At 53.2% G+C, this 21,099-nt stretch carries 26 protein-coding genes; 6 read left to right on the top strand and 20 right to left on the bottom strand.

The features are described from left to right. Positions 1–216 precede the first annotated feature (216 nt). Positions 217–645 (bottom strand): NAD-binding protein, encoded by a 429-nt coding sequence (locus tag OSC10802_RS44980; RefSeq protein ID WP_017720514.1) that lies wholly within the window; start codon positions 643–645, stop codon positions 217–219. A gap of 125 nt (positions 646–770) precedes the next feature. On the opposite strand from OSC10802_RS44980, the gene OSC10802_RS0130190 reads away from it, so the two are divergent. The 3 genes from OSC10802_RS0130190 to OSC10802_RS0130175 all read left to right on the top strand — a co-directional run bounded on the left by OSC10802_RS0130190 (position 771) and on the right by OSC10802_RS0130175 (position 3,487). Next, a complete protein-coding gene (locus OSC10802_RS0130190) occupies positions 771–2,039 on the top strand; it encodes a cation:proton antiporter domain-containing protein (RefSeq protein ID WP_017720513.1) in 1,269 nt (422 codons plus the stop codon). A 226-nt stretch (positions 2,040–2,265) separates the two neighbouring features. Beyond that, positions 2,266–2,769 carry a DUF421 domain-containing protein gene (locus OSC10802_RS0130180; protein ID WP_232731790.1) on the top strand — a complete coding sequence of 168 codons (504 nt, stop codon included), beginning with the start codon at positions 2,266–2,268 and terminating at the stop codon, positions 2,767–2,769. A 136-nt stretch (positions 2,770–2,905) separates the two neighbouring features. Further along, positions 2,906–3,487, top strand: a complete 582-nt coding sequence (locus OSC10802_RS0130175; RefSeq protein ID WP_044171820.1) for a DUF2238 domain-containing protein — start codon at positions 2,906–2,908, stop codon at positions 3,485–3,487. A 23-nt stretch (positions 3,488–3,510) separates the two neighbouring features. Here OSC10802_RS0130175 and OSC10802_RS0130170 read toward each other — a convergent pair whose 3' ends face one another. The 4 genes from OSC10802_RS0130170 to OSC10802_RS55935 form a co-directional block, all read right to left on the bottom strand. Next, entirely contained in the window at positions 3,511–4,599 is a 1,089-nt protein-coding gene (locus tag OSC10802_RS0130170; protein WP_017720509.1) for an AI-2E family transporter, read from the bottom strand. 283 nt (positions 4,600–4,882) lie between these two features. Next, on the bottom strand, positions 4,883–5,254 hold the full coding sequence (locus tag OSC10802_RS0130165; protein ID WP_017720508.1) for an AI-2E family transporter: 372 nt from the start codon (positions 5,252–5,254) through the stop codon (positions 4,883–4,885). A gap of 279 nt (positions 5,255–5,533) precedes the next feature. Then, a complete protein-coding gene (locus OSC10802_RS42480) occupies positions 5,534–6,067 on the bottom strand; it encodes a hypothetical protein (protein WP_017720507.1) in 534 nt (177 codons plus the stop codon). Positions 6,068–6,195: 128 nt separating this feature from the next. Further along, a complete protein-coding gene (locus OSC10802_RS55935) occupies positions 6,196–6,318 on the bottom strand; it encodes a hypothetical protein (RefSeq protein ID WP_017720506.1) in 123 nt (40 codons plus the stop codon). Between the two features lie 344 nt (positions 6,319–6,662). Between OSC10802_RS55935 and OSC10802_RS0130150 the strand changes: the two genes are divergently transcribed. Next, positions 6,663–6,995, top strand: coding sequence for a four-helix bundle copper-binding protein (locus tag OSC10802_RS0130150; protein ID WP_017720504.1), 333 nt, complete (start codon positions 6,663–6,665; stop codon positions 6,993–6,995). Positions 6,996–7,379: 384 nt separating this feature from the next. After that, the gene (locus tag OSC10802_RS0130145; protein WP_017720503.1) at positions 7,380–7,574 is read left to right on the top strand and encodes a heavy-metal-associated domain-containing protein; all 195 of its coding nucleotides are present in this window, start codon (positions 7,380–7,382) and stop codon (positions 7,572–7,574) included. Positions 7,575–7,723: 149 nt separating this feature from the next. Here OSC10802_RS0130145 and OSC10802_RS42475 read toward each other — a convergent pair whose 3' ends face one another. The 15 genes from OSC10802_RS42475 to OSC10802_RS42460 all read right to left on the bottom strand — a co-directional run bounded on the left by OSC10802_RS42475 (position 7,724) and on the right by OSC10802_RS42460 (position 20,466). Next, positions 7,724–9,436 (bottom strand): glycoside hydrolase family 31 protein, encoded by a 1,713-nt coding sequence (locus OSC10802_RS42475; protein WP_052334344.1) that lies wholly within the window; start codon positions 9,434–9,436, stop codon positions 7,724–7,726. Positions 9,437–9,547: 111 nt separating this feature from the next. Next, positions 9,548–10,210: a YidH family protein gene (locus OSC10802_RS48130; RefSeq protein ID WP_017720502.1), complete on the bottom strand. Its 663-nt coding sequence runs from the start codon at positions 10,208–10,210 to the stop codon at positions 9,548–9,550. Between the two features lie 100 nt (positions 10,211–10,310). After that, a complete protein-coding gene (locus OSC10802_RS56815; RefSeq protein ID WP_026098943.1) occupies positions 10,311–10,820 on the bottom strand; it encodes a DUF1206 domain-containing protein in 510 nt (169 codons plus the stop codon). Positions 10,821–11,449: 629 nt separating this feature from the next. Continuing rightward, the gene (locus OSC10802_RS0130115) at positions 11,450–12,082 is read right to left on the bottom strand and encodes a MarC family protein (RefSeq protein WP_017720499.1); all 633 of its coding nucleotides are present in this window, start codon (positions 12,080–12,082) and stop codon (positions 11,450–11,452) included. Positions 12,083–12,291: 209 nt separating this feature from the next. Continuing rightward, complete coding sequence (locus tag OSC10802_RS55040; protein ID WP_232731789.1) at positions 12,292–12,582, bottom strand: hypothetical protein; 291 nt, start codon at positions 12,580–12,582, stop codon at positions 12,292–12,294. After that, positions 12,566–12,757 (bottom strand): hypothetical protein, encoded by a 192-nt coding sequence (locus tag OSC10802_RS55035; RefSeq protein WP_232731788.1) that lies wholly within the window; start codon positions 12,755–12,757, stop codon positions 12,566–12,568. Before OSC10802_RS55035 ends, OSC10802_RS55040 begins: the two co-directional genes overlap by 17 nt. Before the next feature lie 10 nt (positions 12,758–12,767). Next, positions 12,768–12,893 (bottom strand): hypothetical protein, encoded by a 126-nt coding sequence (locus OSC10802_RS55930; RefSeq protein ID WP_255349182.1) that lies wholly within the window; start codon positions 12,891–12,893, stop codon positions 12,768–12,770. A 617-nt stretch (positions 12,894–13,510) separates the two neighbouring features. Beyond that, positions 13,511–13,708, bottom strand: coding sequence for a hypothetical protein (locus tag OSC10802_RS0130105; RefSeq protein ID WP_017720498.1), 198 nt, complete (start codon positions 13,706–13,708; stop codon positions 13,511–13,513). 43 nt (positions 13,709–13,751) lie between these two features. Further along, positions 13,752–14,222: an erythromycin esterase family protein gene (locus tag OSC10802_RS0130100; RefSeq protein ID WP_017720497.1), complete on the bottom strand. Its 471-nt coding sequence runs from the start codon at positions 14,220–14,222 to the stop codon at positions 13,752–13,754. 310 nt (positions 14,223–14,532) lie between these two features. Beyond that, positions 14,533–14,991 (bottom strand): YbhB/YbcL family Raf kinase inhibitor-like protein, encoded by a 459-nt coding sequence (locus tag OSC10802_RS0130095; RefSeq protein WP_026098941.1) that lies wholly within the window; start codon positions 14,989–14,991, stop codon positions 14,533–14,535. A gap of 451 nt (positions 14,992–15,442) precedes the next feature. Continuing rightward, positions 15,443–15,637, bottom strand: coding sequence for a DUF2795 domain-containing protein (locus tag OSC10802_RS0130090; protein WP_017720495.1), 195 nt, complete (start codon positions 15,635–15,637; stop codon positions 15,443–15,445). Positions 15,638–15,969: 332 nt separating this feature from the next. After that, positions 15,970–16,866 carry an ion channel gene (locus tag OSC10802_RS0130085; RefSeq protein ID WP_017720494.1) on the bottom strand — a complete coding sequence of 299 codons (897 nt, stop codon included), beginning with the start codon at positions 16,864–16,866 and terminating at the stop codon, positions 15,970–15,972. 161 nt (positions 16,867–17,027) lie between these two features. Next, the gene (locus OSC10802_RS0130080) at positions 17,028–17,252 is read right to left on the bottom strand and encodes an ATP-grasp domain-containing protein (RefSeq protein WP_017720493.1); all 225 of its coding nucleotides are present in this window, start codon (positions 17,250–17,252) and stop codon (positions 17,028–17,030) included. A gap of 123 nt (positions 17,253–17,375) precedes the next feature. Next, a complete protein-coding gene (locus OSC10802_RS0130075) occupies positions 17,376–18,824 on the bottom strand; it encodes a hypothetical protein (protein WP_017720492.1) in 1,449 nt (482 codons plus the stop codon). A gap of 175 nt (positions 18,825–18,999) precedes the next feature. After that, positions 19,000–20,466, bottom strand: a complete 1,467-nt coding sequence (locus OSC10802_RS42460; protein ID WP_017720491.1) for a tetratricopeptide repeat protein — start codon at positions 20,464–20,466, stop codon at positions 19,000–19,002. On the opposite strand from OSC10802_RS42460, the gene OSC10802_RS51550 reads away from it, so the two are divergent. Continuing rightward, positions 20,446–20,772, top strand: a complete 327-nt coding sequence (locus OSC10802_RS51550; protein WP_155968582.1) for a hypothetical protein — start codon at positions 20,446–20,448, stop codon at positions 20,770–20,772. The two genes, OSC10802_RS42460 and OSC10802_RS51550, sit on opposite strands and share 21 nt — an antisense overlap. Positions 20,773–21,099 lie beyond the last annotated feature (327 nt).

Raw genomic sequence — 21,099 nt, 5'->3', positions numbered from 1 at the left:
CTAGCCGCAGCCCTCACCAGCGGTCACAAACTAGCTTGACGCAAAAACTCCCGCACCTTCATCAGTCGCAAGGCTGATTCACGAGTGTTTAAGATTCAGTAGAGAGCAGCGCGTCTCTCATCCTTTGTGAGGGACTGAGAAACCCGGGGTCTTTAAGAAACCGGGTTTCAAAGGCGGGAGATCACGCAACTGAGAGGCGCTATAAAGGAAGTGATCTCACGACCGCCGCTGCCGGTGAATGGCTCGCCTCAAGGGACGGAGCAGCGAGGAAAACAGGAGCAGTACAGGGATAATGGCAATCAGGGCGTCCGCGCGATCCGCATCCGCCTCATCCAAAATCTCGCCCTGTGCGATGCTGGCGTGGAACACTCGGGCGTCGCACTTCTGCAAGACGGCTCGGGCGCGTTCTGAGGAAGCCTCGATGATGGCGACCTCGTGACCGTCTTTAAGCGCTAATTCTGCTAGGCTGGAGCCTTCCGGCCCCGCACCGACGACAATTAAATACATATAGATACATAGCAGTTCGCTGACAGGACAGAGCCAGACCGGCATGCTTGCCGGCGAGCGCGTTTCCCCAACTTCACCCAGCTGGGCTGCATGCAGACCTCTGCTTCTGAATCTACCTTTGAGAGGAGTGCGAGGCATCTGGAATTGGATAGAGTTTTTAGTATTGAGCGCCGATATGAGCCGCTCTTTTCCGGTTGCGGGTCACGGGTGAAAAGATCGTTGGTTTCGCATACATGACCCCTATAGCTATAAAAATTTAAGTTATGAGTCAGTTAGGAGCGAGTGAGATCAATATAGTCCTGCTGGCCCTTGGCGGGCTCGTTATAGTGCTCGGGCTGTTCTCTGGATTTCTCAAAGAGCGCCTTTTTCTCTCAGACCCTTTAGTGGCCCTGCTAGTCGGGGTGACGCTCAGTCCAGCGGTCTTTGGCTGGATTGACCTCGCTCACTGGGGCAGCCCGGAGGGGATTCTGGAAGAGGGAGCCCGCCTGGCAATCTCCATCCAACTGATGGGGGTGGCGCTGCGACTGCCAAAGGCTTACCCTCTCAAACATTGGCGGTCACTATCTCTCCTGCTAGGGCCGGTAATGCTCCTCATGTGGCTGAGCAGCGGTTTGCTGGTGTGGCTGATCTTGGGCCTGCCTTTTTGGGCGTCCATGCTGGTCGGGTCTGTGATTACTCCCACCGATCCGGTCGTTTCTACTTCCGTTGTTACCGGCAAGATTGCAGAGCGGAACCTGCCCGAACGCATACGGCACACCCTTTCTGCTGAGTCTGCCGCCAATGACGGTTTAGCTTACCCTTTTGTACTTTTGCCGATTCTGATACTGACCAAACGGCCTGGGGAAGCCCTGTTTGACTGGCTGACTAAAACCCTGTTATGGGAAGTGCTAGCAGCTGTAATTTTAGGAGCAATTTTAGGCTGGGCAGCTGGCCAGCTCTTGCAGTGGGCTGAAGCAAAAAAAACCATAGACAAGCAGTCGTTTTTAGCCTATAGTGTCTCCCTCTCTCTGACGGTGCTGGGGTTAGTCAAGCTGCTGGGCGGCGATGGCATCCTCGCAGTTTTCGCCGCCGGAACGGTTTTTAACATGGTCGTGAGCGGTCATGAAAGAGCAGAAGAAGGGAAGGTGCAGGAGGCAGTAGACCGCTTTTTTACGATGTATATTTTCGTGCTGCTGGGTTTAGCGCTCCCCTGGGAGAAATGGCTGGAGCTGGGGTGGCGCGGCCTGTTTTTGGCAGTGGCGGTGCTGTTGCTGCGCCGGCTGCCGGCGGTGGTGGCGCTGAGGAAATTCCTGCCCCGACTGCAAGGACTTCAGGACGCCCTGTTTGTGGGATGGTTCGGCCCTATCGGCGCGGCAGCGCTTTTCTATGCCATGCTCTCGCAGCGCGCGACGGGAGTGGAGGAAGCTTGGGCAGTTGGCAGCCTGATAATTTGCGCCTCCATACTCGCCCACGGTTTGACCGCTGTCCCCCTGACTAAACTCTATGGAAAGCGCGTTCAAAGCGCGAGTGGGTTGCCAGAGGGGGCTAAATGAATTCTCAACAGAAACGCCGCCCCGACAATAGCATTCGGGCCGGTTTCGCAGCAGGAATGCAAAAACAAGGAAACGGCAGGCGGTTTCTTAAATATGCCCAAAGTCAGAGCTATATTTCCCTCTCCTGTGAGATAGCGGCGGCGAGTTGAACGAATAAGCTATAGGCAGAGAGAGCTGGAATACCGCTAGTTTAATGGATATTCTTTTTAGACTTAATTGGGAGGAGATGTTCGTTCCCACTGCCTCCATCGCCGAGATGGTTATGCGGGGAACACTTGTCTACCTAGGGCTTTTATCACTCTTGCGCCTAGTTTTGAAGCGTCAGTCGGGGACGCTGGGAATCACGGATTTGCTTGTAGTGGTTCTGATCGCCGATGCTGCCCAGAATGCAATGGCAAGCCAATACAAGTCTATCTCTGAGGGGTTAATTCTCGTCGGGACAATTATTTTTTGGAGCTACTTCCTCAATCTGCTCGGGTACTATTTTCCGAGATTTCAGCGCTTCACCCACCCAGACCCCCTACCGCTAGTGAAAGAGGGCCAGTTGCTGCGACACAATATGCGCAAGGAATTAATCACTGAAGATGAGCTGATGAACCAGCTGCGCCTGCAGGGTGTGGAACAGGTATCCGAGGTGAAAAGGGCTTATATTGAGGGGGACGGTCGCATCAGTGTCATCCCGAAAAACTCTGACAGGGAAGACAAAGTACCGGAGAGCCGGACTTTATGATAAGCTGTTACGCTTTTAGTAGGCTTTCCCTCCGAAAAGAAGGCGGAGCCTCCGAGTCCCTCATTCCCAGGCAGAGTTGGGGAAGGAGGGGATTAAAACCGCTATCTATATTTTGGCAAATAATCAGGGAAAAACCGTGTTAAGTACCAATTGGCGAGGTTATCGAGTAGCGGCTTGGGTCGGGCAGTTTCTTCTGGCTGTAGCGACTGCCTATGAAATGGCTCAGGGCGACTGGAAGGGCGCGACCGCCCTAGCTTGCTTTTTAGTAGGCTCATTTATTTTCGTTACCGCTGACCAGCGACTGCCGACGCTGTTCGATTTTCTGTTTGTGGTAGCGGCGCTGCTCAATGCGGGGGGCTGGGTGTGGGATCTATTTTACATGCCCGGCCCTTATGATGAAATTACCCACGCTTTCACAACCTTTTCCGTAACCTTGGCCCTGAGTTTCCTGTTTTACAGCCCGATGCTGCCCCTTTTCCAGGATCACCGCTGGCTGTATCTGCTGGCGATCGCCAGTTTCGGAATTTCCATCGGTGCGCTCTGGGAGATAGTTGAGTGGCTGACCCAAGTGATCGACAGCCTCAATGACACCATTGTTGACTTAATGATGGACGCGCTCGGGGCTGGTCTGGCGGCGGGGATGAGTCTGTGGGCGTTGCAAGAGCGCACCCATCCAGGGAGCGGCAACCGGCAGCCGGTGGGAGCGCACCATCACTGAACCCATACCAGCACAGTGCGTTATTAACGCATCCCAGGCTCTGTTGGTAAATCTTGTGTTGGGAAATCTTGCCGGCGGTCGTCTGTTGCATCTTTGTGCCACTTGTTAAGTATATCGTGAACCAAGACTTCTTTTATCCAAATTTGTGACACAATTAGCAGGGGAACCGCCATAAATAAACCTAAAAATCCGAAAAAAGCGGCAAAAATCACTACGGCTAGCAGCGTAAATGCTGGCAGCAGAGATACCGTTTCCTGCATGACAAAGGGAACCAAAATAAGGCTTTCCAACTGCTGGATTACAATGTACATCACTAGCACCGCACCGGCTTTCCAAGGCGCATTGAGCAGGGCCAGCAGCATTGGAGGAATCACGCTCAGGGTGGGGCCGAGATTAGGGATAAACTCTAATAATCCTGCTAAAATGGCATTCACGAACGGCAGTGGCACGTTCAAAATCCGCAGGCCAATATAGCTAAGTAAACCAATGACAAACATATTAAAAAGCGTGCCTTTAATCCAGCCAACCAAAGAGCTCTCACATTCAGAAAGGATTTGAGCGACTCGCCGTCGGTAGAAGGCAGGAAATGCCAGGATAAAAACCCGCCGGTAAGGTGAAGGGTTCACCAAGAGCATGACGGTCAGGACTAAAACCAATAGAATGTTCAGTACAGTACCAATCGAGTTATTAAACCAGGTAAAAAAGTTGCCAAATATCCGAGTGCCCCAAGTTTGCAGATTTTGCGTGAAACCCCTGAGGTTGCGAATATCGTCTATCAGTTGCTGGGGGATGACATTTTGCAGCCCGTACAGCCACCCGCGCAACCGCTCTAATGCCTGCGGCAAAAGCTCAACTAGCTTTTGAAATTGGTCGATAATGGGCGGTACAGCCAAGGCAAAGAAGCCAGCGATGAGCACCACTACAATAAAAACTGATAGGGCAACGGCAACGCCTCGCTTGATGCGGGAGCGCTGCAGTCGCTCCACGAACCTGTTCAAGACTGTCGCCAATACTACAGCTACAAACAGCAGCAAAATAACTTGCCGAATTTGCCACAAAATGTAGAGAGCTACTATAAGAGCGAATAAGCCGATCCATTTTCCTAAAGTCACAATGATTCCCCCATTTAGGCCAATTTAGGATTTGGGATTTGGGATTTGGGATTTTAAAGACAGCTAGCTCAACTCTATAAATCTCATACTGGCACTCACTTTTCCCCTCGTCCCCTCATTCCCAGGCTCTGCCTGGGAAGGCAATGAAAGGAGGCTCTGCCTCATTCGGTGCTGGGTTATAAAAAGTAAAAATATGATGGCGCTGGGATAGGAGAGCGCAGTGAATCCCCCTCTGTTACACTTGGCCTCAAGCGATTCTTGGCCAAAACAGACCCCAATGGCCTTAATCTATTTCCTGCCACTTGTCCAGCACGTCTTTAATCAGTATCTCTTTCAAGCAAATTTGGGCGACGACCAAGATCGGGAGAGACAAGAACAATCCCAAAAGGCCAAAAAAGAGTCCGAAAGCAGTCATAAGTGCCAAGGTGAATGCCGGCAGCAAAGAGACTTGCTTTTCCATAATCACGGGGGTGACGAAATTTCCCTCAATTGGCTGAATAGCGAAGTACAGAACTATTACCGCACCGGCTTTCCAGTTTAAAGCCGTTGCCAAAATCGCCGATAGAAAAACTAAAAAAAATATGGGCCTAATTTGCCACAGGATATAGATAGAGATGAGCAGGGCGATTAAGCCGATCCATTGTCCGAGACGCACAGTGCTGCCTCCCTCTGCTGGCTGTTCGAGCTGTTGCGATCAGTTTATTTTTTTTTCAACTTATAGCACTATCCACTTAGGTTAAGCCATTAGACAACTTTTGTCACCGGCGTTAAAAGCCGGCCAGTTGGCTCCGTTCCGACTCGGCAAGAATCGGTTAGGGTTCCCATTCTGACTGTAAACCCCTGACCGGCAGCTAGACTTGACAGTCCCCAAACCAACAATTTTGCAGGCAAGGGAGAGCGACCGGCTCCCAAAATCTATTGGGATCTAGACAAATTATCGCACCTCTTGGATTGACCGAGCGACGATCACCGGCTTGTCTCTATATTCCGCTTCTACCTTTCTCTTTAAGTCCAAATCCCAGCCCAAATCGTAATCGCGCTCGAACTCAGCCAGCACGAACTTGCGAACTTCCCCCGTCACCCGGATATCCCTGCCCTCAACAATGGGAATTGCTGTCCCAGTCGCATTCACGACCAGCACTTCGTCGCTGCTGAAGATGCTTTTGTCTTCGATCTGGAACGCGCGCGGGCCAAATATTTCTTCGACTTCGCCTGTCACAGTCACTGTCTGACCCAGGAGTCTGTTCGGATCTTCAGCCACTCTTTCCACGGTTGTGCCTCCGGGAGCCGCAGGTACCCCAGGCTCGCGAACACCCGCCTGTCTCTCCTCTACGTTGCAAGCGGAAAAAAGCAGAGCGACGCTTGCCAAGGCGAACACTCCCCGACAGTTCCACAGCCCTCGGGCGAAACCGTTACCGTGTGCGCGAACGCGCTCAGCAAAAAGGCTATCAGCAAGTCTATTCTTCATTGAAAGAACCTCCTAAAGCATACTTCTGGGCTACTCTTTCTAAGATGCGTCAGTCGTTGCGCCAGTAGAGCCCCGGCACCGTCACGCCCCTTTAGACAGCCGACTTGTGGCGCTGGAAAAGTGCCCAATTACCACAGTAAAAGCATCAACTCCTGTTTAGCGTCTGCCAAAAGAAAGAAAATTTCGCTTTCCAGCAAACTCGACTTTAAAGCAAACTGCCACAAAGTTCTGGCACTAACGTTTTTAGCCATAGTAAGCAACTTTTATTCCGCTCACCCAAGCGTGCGAGCGCCAGCGCCTCCAGATTATACGGGCTCTGCCAGACCGAAAAAGGTCTGTCCAAAATCGCCCGCAAGCTTCTGTTCCCCCGCCTAAAAAAATTAAATTTGAGTGAGCCTCTCCTATCTCATTAGAAAGAAGCCAGAGGTCTGCCATTAGGAAGATGCCAAATCAAAGGCAGCGATTTTAAATAATAACTGGGAGGGCGGCTCTTGCAAAAGATGAACTGTTTTCGATAAATTTAAAAAGTCGCTCCCAAAAAGTCAGCGCCCAAATGGGCCGGCAAAATCAATCAAGTCTTGTAAGGAGAACTTTCATGCTTGCCAGTCAACTCTCCAAATCCAGTGTGGATATTGCAGTTCACTGCGCCTATGAGTGCGAACACTGTGCCGACAAGTGCATTGGCAATATGCCCAAATGCGCCAGCCTCTGCAGAGATTGCGCCCAAATGTGCTGGACTATTGCTGCTTTCATGAGTCGCAGTTCGGGCTTCATTCCGGAAGTCGCTCGCTCCTGCATCTCCATCTGCGAAGCGTGTGCCAGCGAATGCGAGAAGCATTCAGACGAACACTGCCAGAAGTGCGCTGAAGCTTGCCGGCGGGCTGCTGGTGAGTACCGCAAAATCGCCAGTGTTGCCGGGATCGCCTAGTAAAAATTGAAGCGATAAGGCGGGGGCGCATACTGCTTCGCTGGCGATATGCGACCCCCTCCCGCAGCAGCACGGAAACATCTATTGGAGGGTTTTCGGATTCAGCCATTCACATCTCCCCCGCAATGATATCAATTTCGCTGGCATCTTTGTTTTAGGGGAGGGCGGGGTGGCCGCAAATATCTGCCAGATGCAAAAGTGGTAAATAAAAGCGCCCCTGCCCAAACTGGATTTAGGGGAATGGTTTCCGTTGTGTTGACCGCCAAGACGCCAAGATCGCCAAGAAGAAAAGAGAGGCGATTGAGAATTGTTTTAAGTATTTCCGTCAATTAATAAGTATAGCATAGAATTATATTAGGTTTACTTCGGGAAGATTCTGAGATTATGGTACTGCAACTAACCGTTCCTAAGATGGCCTGTTCTGCTTGTGTGGATACGATCGCCAAAGCAGTGAGGACAGTGGATGCCGGCGCGACTGTTCAAGCCGATCCAAAAACCAAGCTCGTCAGGGTAGAAACTGAAGCACCGGCAGCAGCTATTCAAGCAGCGATTGCCGCTGCCGGCTATCCAGCCGTTTAATTGTTCATTGACTTTTAAGCGGGCGTTTCTCCCGGAAAGCGCACCTCCTGAAAGCGCCCGACCTCCAGCTGGAACCCCGGACAGGCAACCTCTGTGCCATCCACCAGAGCGCGCTGCGGCTGGAACCCGTGGAAATGCAGCTGAACAGCTCAATAAGGAAAAGCAAAATCCCCGCGCTCCTCCCAGGTGAGCTGCAAACCGCTTCCGCCGATCGCCATGCGGAACCGGTCGAGCCGCCACTCTCCAAAACCATCTCCGGCATCGCTGTAGAGCGAGCCAGCACCGGCTCCTTCTGCCGGCGGGTAGAGGTGGAGAGTTAACTGCCGGTCTTGTTCCACTGGCAGGACAGTTCCCGCCTTGACAAAAAGCGGAATCCGCTCCAGGGGTGCCGCCACCTCAATCTGCGCCGGACCTTCCGCAACGGCACCCTCCCAAAAATCATACCAGCGCCCTTTCGGCAAAATAACCGGGCGCGAGCGGGCAAATTCGCGCATCACCGGGCAGACGAGCAGCGCCGAGCCCAGGAAAAAGGCATCCTCTACCCCCCAAAGTCGCTCGTCACCGCTGTCGTGCCAGAAAAGCGGGCGAATTGGGGAGTGCCCCGTCTGCGCCGCTTCCCAAGCCAGCGTGTAAAAATAGGGAATCAGCCGGTAGCGCAGCCGCAAGAATTCCCGCACAATACTGAGGGCCGGCTCGCCGTAACTCCAGGGCGTGCGCGGCTTGACATTGTTGGCGGAGTGGGTGCGGCAGAAGGTGAGAAAGCACGCCATCTGGAACCAGCGCAGGTACAGCTCCTCCGAAGGATTTCCTTTGAAACCCCCGATATCCGGGCCGGTGTGAGGAATCCCGGAAAGGCCCATCCCCAGCACAGTCGGCACCGTCTGGCGCAGCGCTTCCCAGCTGGTTTCCACATCTCCCGTCCAAGTCCAGGCGTAGCGCTGCAGCCCCGCCCAACCGGCACGCGAGACAATAAAAGGCCGCCGGTCTGGCTGGCACTCGCGCAGCGCTTCGTAGCCCGCTTGAGCCTGAAGCAACCCGTAAACATTGTGCGCCTCCACGTGATTGCCGCCCCTGCCTTCGAGAAAATGCCGGGTGGGTCGGGGTAGCGTGGCGTCTCCCCACAGGGTAAACACTCCTGGTTCGTTCATGTCGTGCCAGAATCCCGCCACACCCAAATCGAGGAGATATTCGTACTGCCGGCTCCACCAGTGGCGGGCTAGCGGGTGGGTAAAATCAGCAAAGGCGCACATACCGGGCCATACAGGGGCGAGGGCAATTTCTCCATTCGGGAGTTTGCAAAACACTTCTTGCGCTTTGCCCTCTTGAAACAGTGTGTTTTTGCGATCGGCTCTCACTCCCGGGTTGACAATGGCAATCAGCCGCACTCCTTTAGCTGCCAGTTCCTGGTTGAACTCGGCTAGCTTGGGAAAGAGATCCGGGTCGATGGTGAAGGAGCGGAATTGATCTTTGCAGTCGATGTCCAGGTGAATCGCGCTCAAGGGCAGGTCGTGCGTCTGGAATCCCTCAGCCGTTTTCCTCACTGCGTCTTCGGTTTCGTAACCCCAGCGAGACTGGTGATAGCCAAACGCCCAGCGGGGAGGCAGCGGCGGGCGACCGGTCAAGTCGGTATATCGTTGCAAAAAGCTGACTTCCAGTTCCGCTTCCTGGAAGTAGAAGTGCCCGCCTCTAGCCGTTCGCTCCACCTGCAGCAGTTTTCCGGGCGTTTTAAAAGGCTTAGCAGTTTCAAGGTTGGGAAACTGGCGCTCCAGCCGGTCTCTCTGGAGCGAATAGACCAGCGAACCGATAAAGCGCTCCAGCTTGATGTAACGGAAGGTCAATTTGAGTTTTTTGAAAAGATTCATCAGATTTCCAAAATTTCCAAAAGTTTACAGACCGGCGAATTCCGCGAAAATAGTCATCTTAAGCGCGGTGAGGAGTTGATTGCGCCGCCGGCACACATCTGTGAGAAGACGTTACTGCCCTCTTTCTACTTTACCTCGCCTTCTCCTGGCCTGTTTAGAAAGTTTAAATCGCTTTTCTGATAGAAAATCGGAAATAAAATATTGGCCCTTTGCTGTTTGATTGAGCCGGCTCGAATTAAGTCGATCCGTGAGGGCGTGAAATATTACCTCCGTCGGGAATATCGGGCCAGACTTGGCATTTCCTAATCTGACACCACTGAAAAACAAATTGCGATTTTGCAGCCGAGAGTGTCTGCCGCTTCTGGGAGGAGGGGGCGTGCTGGGAGCCGGCGGTCGCTGCCAGAGGACAAAGGGAATGCTGAGGAGGCCCAAGATGGCGACCGACGCAGCGGTTATCCAGACTGTCAAGCGATTGGGCCGGTAGCTTCCCCGCTCAATTTGCCAGAAAACCCGGTTGTAGCGCCACGCAGATAAGCCAATCAGGAGAACGCCAAGAATGACCAAACCCACGCCTAGGGTTTGGGAGTTGACGAAAGGTTGGCTCCTGACGTTTTCGCCGGTGAGAGCGGATTGCAACTGGCGCAGGAAGAGACCGAAACGAGCGATAGCAAATCCAAACCCAATCAGGGCAATGGAGGTGCGCAGCCAAGCCAGAAAGGTGCGCTCGTTCGCTTGATGCTCTCGCTGCCGGTCTATTTGTGGGGGTTCGCTCATTTTTCTGCCAGTAACGGTAGGACTTTCTCACCGAAAACGTCGATGAAATGCTGCTGCTCTCGGTTGACACTGTGCAAAATAATCTCACTGAATCCGAGCTCTATATCCTTGTGCAGCCACTCGATGTGCCGGTGGGGATCTGCAGAGATCCGCACAAACCGTCCAGATCCTCCGGCTTGACAAACTCCGCCGCCGAGTCGAACTGCTCGGGAGTTGAGAGTTCCGCCAGCACATCACTCCCGAAGATATTGGTGCGCCACTGATCGTAGGCTCTGTTCGTGGGATGCGTGATAGGCAAACTTGACCCCATAAATGCCTGAACGAAACGCCAGAGTGCGAATCCAATCAAGCCAATCGCAACCAAACTGAGCAAAAACTTCCCAAATGGCTGCGTCACGATAGTTTCCAGGGCACCCCGCGCGTCCGTTGTCCTCCCGCCTGCGCCAAATGCCGCCTGCGCCGCCAGCAAGCCAACTATGGCGTAAACTGCCCCCTTTGCCGCATAGCCAAATCGCGCCAGTCGTTCGGCACACGGGTGAGCCGCCGCCTGGGAGGCTGCGCGCTGCGCCCGGGCTGTAACATTCTCGTTTGGTAAATGGTGCCGTGTCATATTGATGTGTCCTTTTGTGTTCGTTAATGCTAGCTGGGACAAGCAATATTGTTCAGCCTGGTGTGCGGCTCCGCTTGCAGATCGCCGCTTTCAAGGCAGGGGGAATTCTCCCGCCGGTGAGGATTTGGCACAGGGGTTTTTCTCAACTGTGCTGCCCGGAGAGTTTCTTTTCACCTATCGCTGGGCTGAAATTAGACAGATTTGCGCCTGTGTTCTTTTCAGCCTGTAGAAAGAAGCACTTGTTTCCTGAATTGCGGTATAATTTTTCAAAAAAATCCCACAGTAAATTTTTCGGAAAGGGGCCGGGATTTGGGGATTTGGGGATTTGGAAAGTAGGGGCGTGTTTGCCTGAGAAAGGCTGCAATCTACCAGCGCCCCGCTTTAAATATAACGGCCTGCCGGCAGTGTTTGTTTTGTCTGCGGAGCAACTGCGAAGTAGGTTGGCTTTATCCCACAGGGGTTCAGTTCCTTTTTATGTCAGGCTATTAACGTAATTAATTTTGAAGTTTGATTTTTTCTGAGGAAATATCTTTAGAACTGCCTGGATTTAAAGATGTAATTGAGCAGCGCAGCGCGGAGTGCGCCAGCGCCGCCCAAATAACTCTTTTCCAGAACATTAATAGCGCTCCCTACAGCCCACTAGGGGTGTTCTTTAGTAGAACTACGGCTCCATTGGCAATATATTGCACGGCCATAGCTGAAAGTAGCACCCCCAGTATCCGCGTCACCACATTGATTCCCGTCTGGCCTAAAAGTTGAGCTAAGCGTCCAGACAGACACATTAGCGCGTAGGCAATCAACAGCACAACGATCGCGCCTGCTAGAATCATCACTATACCGAAAGAATAGTCCGACGCCTCATTTTCCAATATGATAATGCTAGCTAGCGTACCTGGCCCTGCAATCAGAGGAATCGCCAGCGGAAATACACTCACATCCTCCTGATTTTCAGCTTCTTTTTCTTCTGCTTCTGTTGGCTGCCCCGGTTCATTGAATACCATATCTAGCGCCAGCTTGAATAGCAACACTCCCCCCGCCACTTGGAAAGCTTCTATGCTAATATTTAAGTAGCGCAGCAGGAAGTTACCTCCCAAAATAAATCCTAGCATAATACTGGCCGCAACCAAAACTGAACGGCCAGCAATACGGGTTTGTTCTTCTAAAGAATGGTGCCCAGCTATAGTTATGAATAGGGGGGCCAAGCCTATCGGATCGATGACGGCAAACAGGGAGAGAAAGTCTTTTAGCAAGAAGGAAATCACCGCAAGTACACCTCATATCATGTCCGGTAGCGCCGGAACCGATCCATTGGCGCTCTATCGCCAGTGGGCAAGTTCCATTTTCAACTCTGCAATAACGATACCAGACTTGATATCGCGCCACAACCCCTTTGATACCGGCTCGCCCAAACAGCGGGACTGAAACCTGACAAGCGCCCAGGAAGCGCCCAGGTGTGGGACATGGCCCCCTGCTAAGTGGCGGTGGCTGATGGCTGATACCTGTTTGCAGCCTGTTTGAGCAAGTTGCGAACCTCTTCATCCGTCGTTTGCTCGAAATTGTAGCGCCACAAACCAACACGAATAAAGGGGCGCGGCGTTTCAGCGCAGACAATTTCGTCTGCCTCGGTTTGGAATTCGCGGCAGGTGTCGGGTGCCGAGATGGGCACACCCATCACGATACGGGGGGGTTGCTGCTGGCGCAACGCCATAACCGCCGCACGCATCGTCGCGCCGGTGGCTAAACCGTCACCCACCAAAATCACGGTGCGTCCGCGCAAGTCGGGCGCGGGGCGGCTGTGGCGTTCTTAGGCGCTCCCGCCGCTCTAGTTCCTGCTGTTCTTTTTCCGCCACTCGCTCAATGGCGGCTAGGGAAATCTGAAACGAGCGCACCACGTCTTCATTGAGCACCCGCACGCCGCCAGAGGCGATCGCTCCCATTGCCAGCTCCTCATGATCGGGCACGCCCAAAAAAGCGCACCAGAAAAACCTCTGAGGGAGCATTGAGCGTGCGGGCGACTTCAAAGGCGACGGGAACGCCGCCCCTGAGCAGCCCCAATACTGTAGCAGTATGCACTTAGGTTATAACATTAGACCTTCAGGCTCGGCGGGACGCCCCCCTACGTCTATATAGCAGTAAGCATTTAGGAAACCTACATTCCGGCCTCCCTTGCTCCAGAGCTTCCCAAGCTTCTATTGTTCTCACCAATATGACTGCTGCTATATCCGATTAAATGAGATTTGTAAAACACGCCTTCAGACAGGTTTTGTATATATGCTTTCAACCGGAGATTAGATAATTTGACCCGCCGGCACCCCCTTCTGTGGGGCCAATCGGCTGTTCGTGGCCCACTTTCGGGTGCCGGTGGCCGCTTTTCGGCAGCAAATTGCCGTAAATGAGAGGGTTTCCGATTAAATGAGATTTGCAAAACGCGCCTTGAGACCGGTTTTGTATATATGCTTTCAACCGGATATTAGATAAGTTGCCGTGCGTGGGAACGGGCTGCGGCGGACAGATATAGCAGTATGCACTTAGGTTAGAACATTAGACCTTCAGGCTCGGCGGACGCCCCCCTACGTCTATATAGCAGTAAGCAAGGTGCGCAGTTTCGCAGCTCCAGGCCGCTTTGGTCCGGTCTTTAAATATCATAATTCTCGCTCTCGCCACCGTTGAGAAAGCCGAAAATTTTTTTACTAATTCTCCTGCTCTGCTTCGGGGAAGTCGTCGGGGTTCATCTCTTTCGCCGGCAGGGTGCCGGTGCCCGCTGACACAGCCTCAATCCCTTTTTCTCCCGCTTCGGGAAAATCGTCGGGATTCTTTTCTGCCGGTCGTCCCAAGGTGCTGTCTTCGTCTAAACTGCTTTCGCGGCTTTTGTCTCGCTCCGTGTGCATGGTTTAACCTCTAATTAGTGTGTTAAAATAGTCAATTGCGCCCCTATAAACTGAAGGGAAAAGTTTCGGGCACTTCGCCTTTTTCCCAGTGTTCTGTGCGGTCCAGTGGCTCTACCGCTCGCGTTTCATCAAAGTGGATGATGGCGTCGAACTGGTCGGGCAGCCGCGCAGAGAAATAGTGGCTGATTCGCTCGCTGCGGGGGAAATAGATAACGCCGATCGCCCGCTCCAGGGGGGGTTCGCGCAACCCTTCTATGACCCGAGCTCGCAGGTCGCTGTCTTGGCTGCCGGTGTGGCGCAGGGTGAGCGGGAAGCGCGACAGGCCGGTGTCGTGAAACAGGGCTTCGTAACTGCCGGGGAGTGGTGGGCGGACCGGCTTGCGCCCGGCGGGACCGCCCCAGTCTGAGGCGGCGGTGACAGTGCCGGTGCAGCCGGTAAAGCCGATCGAAACGGCATCGCGACCGTACCTTTCGCGCACCAGCTGGCCCAGCTTCAACTCACCGGCATCACCCATAGCGGTGGCTCCCAGTCAGAGGCGGCACCTGTCAGTGGGCTCGCCACTTGGCGCAGCGCACCGGTTAGCTCAGTCTCAGTCGCTACAGGCATTGTTTGTGCCCTCCTTTTAAAAATTTGCCACTCCGCTCAACGGGTTGCAGATTGCCGGTGAGAGCTCCCGATGAGAGCTGCCGGTGGGAGAGAGCGAACAGCTTTGGATGTGGGAGCGTTCTGCAGCTGTTGCGCCATTCGCAAACCCGTCACCCAATGCCGGCGCGCACGCGATTTTTCCTTCAGATGAGAGGGCAACCCAAGTGAATGGAAAAAGGCTAGCCCTGCTTCGCGTAGCGCCCCATCAGCTGTGCGGCATCTAAAATATGCCCTTCCATTGCCACCTCAACCTGCGCTTTGCTGGCACCGGCTTCCAAACCCAAGATTTGATCCAAGGCGTAGAGTTTGAAGAAGTACCGGTGGGTGCCGTCCGGCGGACAAGCACTGCCATAACCGAAATGACCGTAATCATTTTTCCCCTGCACTCCTCCATGTGGCAACTTTGGCAGGTTAGGCACTCCCTCTGGCAGGTGGCGGAGATTGGGCGGCATATCGTAGACGAGCCAGTGGGTAAACGACCCTTGTGGCGCGTCGGAGTCTTCGACAATTAAGGCGAAGGTAGCCGTCCCTTCCGGTGGCTCTTCCCAGCTGAGTGGTGGGGAAATCTCGTCGCCATCGCAGGTGTATTGATAAGGAATGGTGCCCCCTATGAAAAAAGCAGGACTTACTAAGTGCATAACTTTCGTTTGGGTTGACAAAAAGCAGAAACTCACAATATAACTGACAGGGGCTTTTTCAGATTGCTGCCACCGGCTCTCCCGCACCTATAGCGGTTCTCAGTTGGATGAACTGCGGCCCAGAAACCCGGTTTCTTTAAGAAACCGGGTTTCTCAGTACCTCACTAATATGAGAAACGCTATATCTCTATTTCGGCGCGAGTTCTCTCGCCCCTGTTGCTTTACTTCAGCCGGTGCGCTGTCTCCCTCTACCTAGCCATTACAGCGGATTCTCCTTCTTTTATTTAGCGATTTTCAGAGCTACAGGGCATCTCACTTTCTAGTAGGGACAGGGACAGGCGAGACGCCTGTCCTACGTCCGTGCCCTAACTGGCTACTGCTATAAAAATTCTGAGTCATCCCTCGAAAGGATGATATTTGGAGTGGCAAGGGCGAGCCAGAGGCTGACTGACTATTCGATCTCGCCGATGGCTTTGCTCACCTCAGCTGGGGTTTGATACTCTTGGTCTGGCAGCTGCTCTAGGGTGGAGCGAACGTTCTCGTCGGCACCGTGCTGCTTGGCGTGTTCAAGCAAGTCTTGCTTGCTGGCTGGATAGTCAACTCCTTTCAAGTCTTTCTGCACCCGCACTGGATTCACTTTAGCCATTCCTGCTCTCCTGAAAGTTTGGCGCGTACTTCACAGTCACTCTTTTAACTTACTGCTACTGCGAAGCCGGCTTATCCTCCCAGAGACACAAACTCATGTTAAGATTGTCTGTTACCGGCAATACAGCTCCCCTATAAAATCGCTGCATTCCAGCGTGCCTGCTGGGTTTCGCTATTTGGATGAGGGATCTAGCTGCTCTCATATTAGTGAGGTACTGAAAAACCCGGTTTCTTAAAGAAACCGGGTTTCTGGGCTATATTTCATCCAATTGAGAGCCGCTATAAATGAGAGAGAAGCTCACAAGAAACCGGGTTTCTTGGGTTTGTGAGGGTTTAACGCACCGGCTGCACCGGCACAACGTCGTGGAAGCGGGAGTAGTCGATGCTCATTGGCCCGTCACCTCTCCTCGACAAGACATCGACAAACCGCATATTCCACAGGATTTCGGAGGCGATAAAGGAGTGACGGGCGTGGACAGTCTGCGAAACGCTTTCGTCGAGGCCGGTCATCGTCACTACGATTTCGATTTCTTGCTCAGCCAGCAACTCGGGCGTGGCTCCGTGGAGGGGGCTCGTCTCGTCAATGGCGTGCATCACTGTCCAGCTGAGGGCAAAAATTGGCGTCCGGCTGCGCACCAGGTTGAGATCGTAGAACCGGCGCATGAATTCCCCCTCAGGGCTGATTTCGTTGCGCACCAGCGTCACCGACATCTGCGCTTCCAGAATCTGGTTATAGCGCAAGTTAGCTGCGCGGAACATCAAGGTAGGCACGCCATGATACGGTCTGATCGCCGCCACGCGGCTGAAAAGCACTCTCGCTGTGGGGCGGGAAAACCGGGCGAAGGCCAGCCCTGTAACCATCGCCACCCCCAGCAAACCCACCATCGCTTCCACCGTTACCACCCAATTTGCATAATCCGTGGCGGGAGACATCCCCCCGTACCCGATGGTAGCCATCGTCTGGACGCTGAAGAAGAAGGCGTCTTGAAACGAACCCGGGCGGGCGTTTTGGATGCAATTCCCTCCCGCCAGGTAGGCGAGGGCAAACAGAGCGTTGGAAACTGCGTACAGCACCCACATTAGGCCCAGGAACGCTGGCCAGGACATGGTGAGCAGCGAATGGTACAAGTCGTGCCAGTGGAACCGCCAAGTTCCCTTGCGGACGACGTTGAACTGTCCAACCCGTCTTGCCATGCCTGCTAGTGAGTTTAGACTCTGCTTTTTGGCCATTGATGGAGCGCTTTTGTGCTGGAAATCTAATCGATCTTAGCGAAAGTGAGCGCTATTCACCGGCACCTCGCCGGAATTGAGCCGGTAAAAAGGCAAATTGCCGCTGCCGGGGAAAGCCGGCGGGCGGAAAGCGGCAGCCGTAGCGTTCCGCTTTCTTTGGGTTATTTTATTTGTATTAGCTGATTCCACAATTCCAGGACGGGAATTTGGCTGACGCCCGCAAATTGGGCATCTCCTACTTCTATCACCACCCACTCCCCACTGTCTAATTGCCCGATATCGATGGCTGCATAGGGCACGCCCAGGCGCTCGGAGGCGAGAAGTGCTAAACTTAAGATGTCCTTTTCTTCCGCCGGCGAGAGCTGGCTCAACTCATCCCGCTTCACTTAATACTATCATTGCGGCAATACGGATTTTGGATTTTGGATTTTGGATTTTGGATTGAAAAATGCGGTAGCAGTAGCGTTCCGCTTTGCGGAACGCACCCTACTTAATCAGTGCTGTAAGGATTATTTTTTGCCTGTTTTACTGTTGAGGATATACTTAGTGATTAACCAACCTAAAACACTAACAGCAGCCCCAGCAACGACACTCCATCCGACGGCAGCGACAAAGGGATGAACCGGCAGGGAAAAAGAGGGTGGCCATTGCCAGGGTTTCTGCTCTATTAATTGATAGCTGCTGGCTATAATTCCCGCAACCCCCACACCGGCACCGATGCCAACCCCTAGGGATTGGATCGTTTTTTCTAACTGGCGATCGCGCTCCGCTTCGTCAATCTCTACGAGTCCTCGAATGGTAGAAATCGCTTTGTCTAGCAAATCTGAACCGTGTCCCAAATAGTTTAAGTACGCTTGCAGTTGCTCCTGGAATTTCCGGCAGTCCAGCTGGCTGAACCGTTCTAAATATTCCAATTCTCCCCCACCTATATCATACTGCTTTCTCAGCTCACCGGCAAGGATCTTTAACTTTTCTTCATAATTGTCGCCGTTAATCTCAACCGTCGTGCGGGCATATTCCAGGTTGCGCAAGAGTTGGGAATACTCTAAGGCGATTTGCAGCAAGGTTTTCAGCTTCTGTTTCAGATCGGTGAGCTCGGCTGAGCCCAATGCCGGCTGAGCGGGAATTTGTTGCAGGTTGGCAATTTCTCGCTCTATGTCTTGGCACTTCTTCCGGGCGGTTTCATAGTCGGCTTTGCCGCTATAATAAGAGTATAGCACTTTACGCCGGTAGAAGAACAGGTCGGCAAACTCCCGATAGTTATCGACGAATTTTTCACTGGCGATCTCGGTGAGGAAGAACCAGACTGTCACCTCGCACTCCCCTGGCTCTCCGGGGATGCTATACTCAAAGATAGGACTGCCAAATAGCTGTGCGGTTTGCTTGAAGGGGAGGGGATCTGATGGGATGCCGGTGAAACTGCGATAGCACTCGTCGGCGAGCTGTTGCAGGTTTTTGCTATATTTCTCCTGCTGTTCTTGGCTCAAAAATGCCGTGAGCAGCAGGTGCTGTCCCAAATTGCTGCCGATGAAACTTGGCAGGAAGCACCCATCTGGGTTAAAATCTTTGAGGCGGGTAATTTCTACCGCGTCGTTGCCTTTCTCTTGCGGGCGGCGGATGTTGAGCGCCAGGAGATAGCTGTCGTAGAGCCAAACGGGATAGGCGAATCCTTTAATGGCTAGGGGTTGGTTGGTGTTGGGGTCAATTTTTCCCGCGAAGGGTTGCAAAACTTTACCTTTTGTGGCTAGCAAATCCGCGCGGGTGGCGAGGAAGTCGCCGGGTTTGATGGGGATATCCTGCGGCTGTATCTGCAATTTTTGCGCGAGGGCGCGGTATTTCTCCCAGAGCAAATCTTTCGCTAGGTCGATTGGTTTGGCGTCGGCGGTAAAGGCGGTAAATACTTTTTGGGCGTGACAGGCGAATAGATGGATATTGGGGGCGTATATTTCCTCAGCCATTTGACTCTTTTTCCTTGATGTCGGTTTTTGCTCTGGGGGCGGGGTTTCCCCCGCTTTTACGGTTGCCCACTTGCAGGGGTTGCAGGATTTATGGCGTTTTTCAGGGTGTCTTTGACGAGAAGGACGTTTTCTTTTATAGTTCTTTCCTGTTCGGGATCGGTTGGCTTTATATCTTCTACGTCTTTGCGCGTTGCTGCGATGTCCAAGGCGTCTCGAAGAGGGGCATGGTTTTGCTCTCTGCACCAAGCATTAATCGCTCTGGCTGCTTCGACGCTTCCTCTTGAGGCGGGTTGTAGTCGCCCAGATATTCATCCTTCCAGGTTTCTAAGTCTTGCAACTCTTGCTGGGTGAATTCCTCGACATAGATAGGATCGCGACGATCGCGGGTGAGGGTGAATGCCTGAAAGCTAGAAGTGCCGATGTGCCAGTCTAAGATAGCAGTGCCGGCGTCAACCAGCCGCCAGATGTCCTCAAAGGTGATGGGTTCGACTCGCTGGGTGAGGGTGAATTCGGGATCGTATTCCTTAATCCGGTTGAGGAGTTCGTCGAGTTTGCGCCGGTCCTTTTCCAACTCCTGGCGCTGTTTTTCGATATACTCGAAGTTGGGATTGCCAGATGTACCGGCAACTTGTCCCCGACTGTTCCCTCCCTCCCCGCCGGTTGCTTCTAACAGCTGCTGTTTGGCGGAGATGCTGTTGCGCAGCTGTTTCAATTTCTGCTTGTCTTTTTTGGATGCGCCTTTGGGGTAGAGTTCTTGATTTTCCAGGAGTTCCACTAAGTTGCGGGATTTGCTGCGCTCAACGGTTTCTAGGGCTTTGCGGAGATTGCCGGTGTTGATGCAGGCTTGTATCATGTTCTGGTAAACACCGACAGCCTCTTCTCGCAGTTTTTGCTTGCCGGTGGGCGAAGTCGCCCACGCGCACCTTTGCTCAACTGCTTCCAGGGCTTTTTCGTAAGCAGAGATGGCTTGTTCCCACTCTTGCGCCTGGAAGTGGGTGTCGCCGAGATTTCGCCCAATTATGACGCATTCTACGGGAAAGCCGGTGGGGGTGAAAATTTCTAGGGCGTCTTGATACTTCTGAATCGCTTCGGGAATTTGTTGCAATCTGCGGTAAGCATTTCCCAGATTCCCCAGGGATGTGGCTTCCCCACGCCTGTCGCCAATTTCCCGCGCAATCTCTAACGACTGCTGCTGATACTCTATCACCTCAGTGTACCGCCCCAGGGAGTGGTAAGCATTTCCCAGATTCCCCAGGGATGCGGCTTCCCCACGCCGGTTGCCTATTTCCCGGTAGAGTGTCAGTGCTTGCCCCCAAGACGGACATGCCTCTCGATACTTGCTAGCATAATACTGGTCAATCCCTTGCTGGAGCAACTTGTCGGCTTCCGCTTTTTTGGTTTGCGCCACCGGCGACACGCCGCGCATGATTGCAGCCAGTATGGTTGCCAGATTTTTTAACCACTTTGCCATTTCCCTCTCACCCCTGCGCTCCAGTATAACAGCCGAGAGTCGCATCAGCTTCACAAACTGGGCGTCTAGCAATTCTGGGCGGGTGCTCAATATCTCCCCCGCTCGCTCCTTGGGGCTAGCCAGCAGTTCGTATATTAGCTGATAATAGTCTTGGTTCCCCTGTCCTTCCATCCCTCACCCCGAAATTATCCCACTTACGGTTCACCGGCACCCAATTCGCTTCGCCCCAGCCCCCACTACTCTATATATATAATGTGCTCTCTCACCGGCACTCCCCCCAACCGGCATCCCCCTGGCGCATTCAGTCGCGAGAGGACTAATGTCCTTCCCTATTGGGCTAATGCCCCACAGACGCTAGGGGAGTCCCCTGTTTATTTTCACCGGCACTTAACCGATGCCGGTGATGCCGGCTACTCCTTATTATATAGGTGTCGCATGACTCAGGGGAACCCCATCCCCAACCCCCTCCCCGCATGAGGCGAGGCGTACAGGGTGCCGGTGCGTTGTTTGTAGTTGGGCTTTAGCCCCAAGGTTTGTAGTTGGGCTTTAGCCCCAAGGTTTGTAGTTGGGCTTTAGCCCCAAGGTTTGTAGTTGGGCTTTAGCCCCAAGGTTTGTAGTTGGGCTTTAGCCCCAAGGTTTGTAGTTGGGCTTTAGCCCCACCGGTGCATACAATGCGATTGCCGGCGCGTGCAATCCGATTGCCGGTGCTTGAAATTGGATGATGCTGTTTGCGCTCTCCGTAAGGGATTAGACATGCTTGCTAGGTTGCCTAGGTTCCAGGCGATTTCCAATCGCCTGGATCTT

It is taken from the genome of Kamptonema formosum PCC 10802 (assembly GCF_000332335.1).
Lineage (GTDB): Bacteria > Cyanobacteriota > Cyanobacteriia > Cyanobacteriales > Oscillatoriaceae > Oscillatoria.
This window is presented reverse-complemented; position numbering and strand designations above follow the sequence as displayed.

Coding starts and splice junctions, on each gene's coding strand:
- OSC10802_RS44980 (WP_017720514.1), bottom strand. CDS start 645: ATGCCTCGCACTCCTCTCAAAGGTAGATTCAGAAGCAGAGGTCTGCAT.
- OSC10802_RS0130190 (WP_017720513.1), top strand. CDS start 771: ATGAGTCAGTTAGGAGCGAGTGAGATCAATATAGTCCTGCTGGCCCTT.
- OSC10802_RS0130180 (WP_232731790.1), top strand. CDS start 2,266: ATGTTCGTTCCCACTGCCTCCATCGCCGAGATGGTTATGCGGGGAACA.
- OSC10802_RS42480 (WP_017720507.1), bottom strand. CDS start 6,067: ATGAAGAATAGACTTGCTGATAGCCTTTTTGCTGAGCGCGTTCGCGCA.
- OSC10802_RS55935 (WP_017720506.1), bottom strand. CDS start 6,318: ATGGCTAAAAACGTTAGTGCCAGAACTTTGTGGCAGTTTGCTTTAAAG.
- OSC10802_RS0130150 (WP_017720504.1), top strand. CDS start 6,663: ATGCTTGCCAGTCAACTCTCCAAATCCAGTGTGGATATTGCAGTTCAC.
- OSC10802_RS0130145 (WP_017720503.1), top strand. CDS start 7,380: ATGGTACTGCAACTAACCGTTCCTAAGATGGCCTGTTCTGCTTGTGTG.
- OSC10802_RS42475 (WP_052334344.1), bottom strand. CDS start 9,436: ATGAATCTTTTCAAAAAACTCAAATTGACCTTCCGTTACATCAAGCTG.
- OSC10802_RS48130 (WP_017720502.1), bottom strand. CDS start 10,210: ATGAGCGAACCCCCACAAATAGACCGGCAGCGAGAGCATCAAGCGAAC.
- OSC10802_RS56815 (WP_026098943.1), bottom strand. CDS start 10,820: ATGACACGGCACCATTTACCAAACGAGAATGTTACAGCCCGGGCGCAG.
- OSC10802_RS55035 (WP_232731788.1), bottom strand. CDS start 12,757: ATGGGAGCGATCGCCTCTGGCGGCGTGCGGGTGCTCAATGAAGACGTG.
- OSC10802_RS0130105 (WP_017720498.1), bottom strand. CDS start 13,708: ATGCACACGGAGCGAGACAAAAGCCGCGAAAGCAGTTTAGACGAAGAC.
- OSC10802_RS0130100 (WP_017720497.1), bottom strand. CDS start 14,222: ATGGGTGATGCCGGTGAGTTGAAGCTGGGCCAGCTGGTGCGCGAAAGG.
- OSC10802_RS0130095 (WP_026098941.1), bottom strand. CDS start 14,991: ATGCACTTAGTAAGTCCTGCTTTTTTCATAGGGGGCACCATTCCTTAT.
- OSC10802_RS0130090 (WP_017720495.1), bottom strand. CDS start 15,637: ATGGCTAAAGTGAATCCAGTGCGGGTGCAGAAAGACTTGAAAGGAGTT.
- OSC10802_RS0130085 (WP_017720494.1), bottom strand. CDS start 16,866: ATGGCCAAAAAGCAGAGTCTAAACTCACTAGCAGGCATGGCAAGACGG.
- OSC10802_RS0130075 (WP_017720492.1), bottom strand. CDS start 18,824: ATGGCTGAGGAAATATACGCCCCCAATATCCATCTATTCGCCTGTCAC.
- OSC10802_RS42460 (WP_017720491.1), bottom strand. CDS start 20,466: ATGGAAGGACAGGGGAACCAAGACTATTATCAGCTAATATACGAACTG.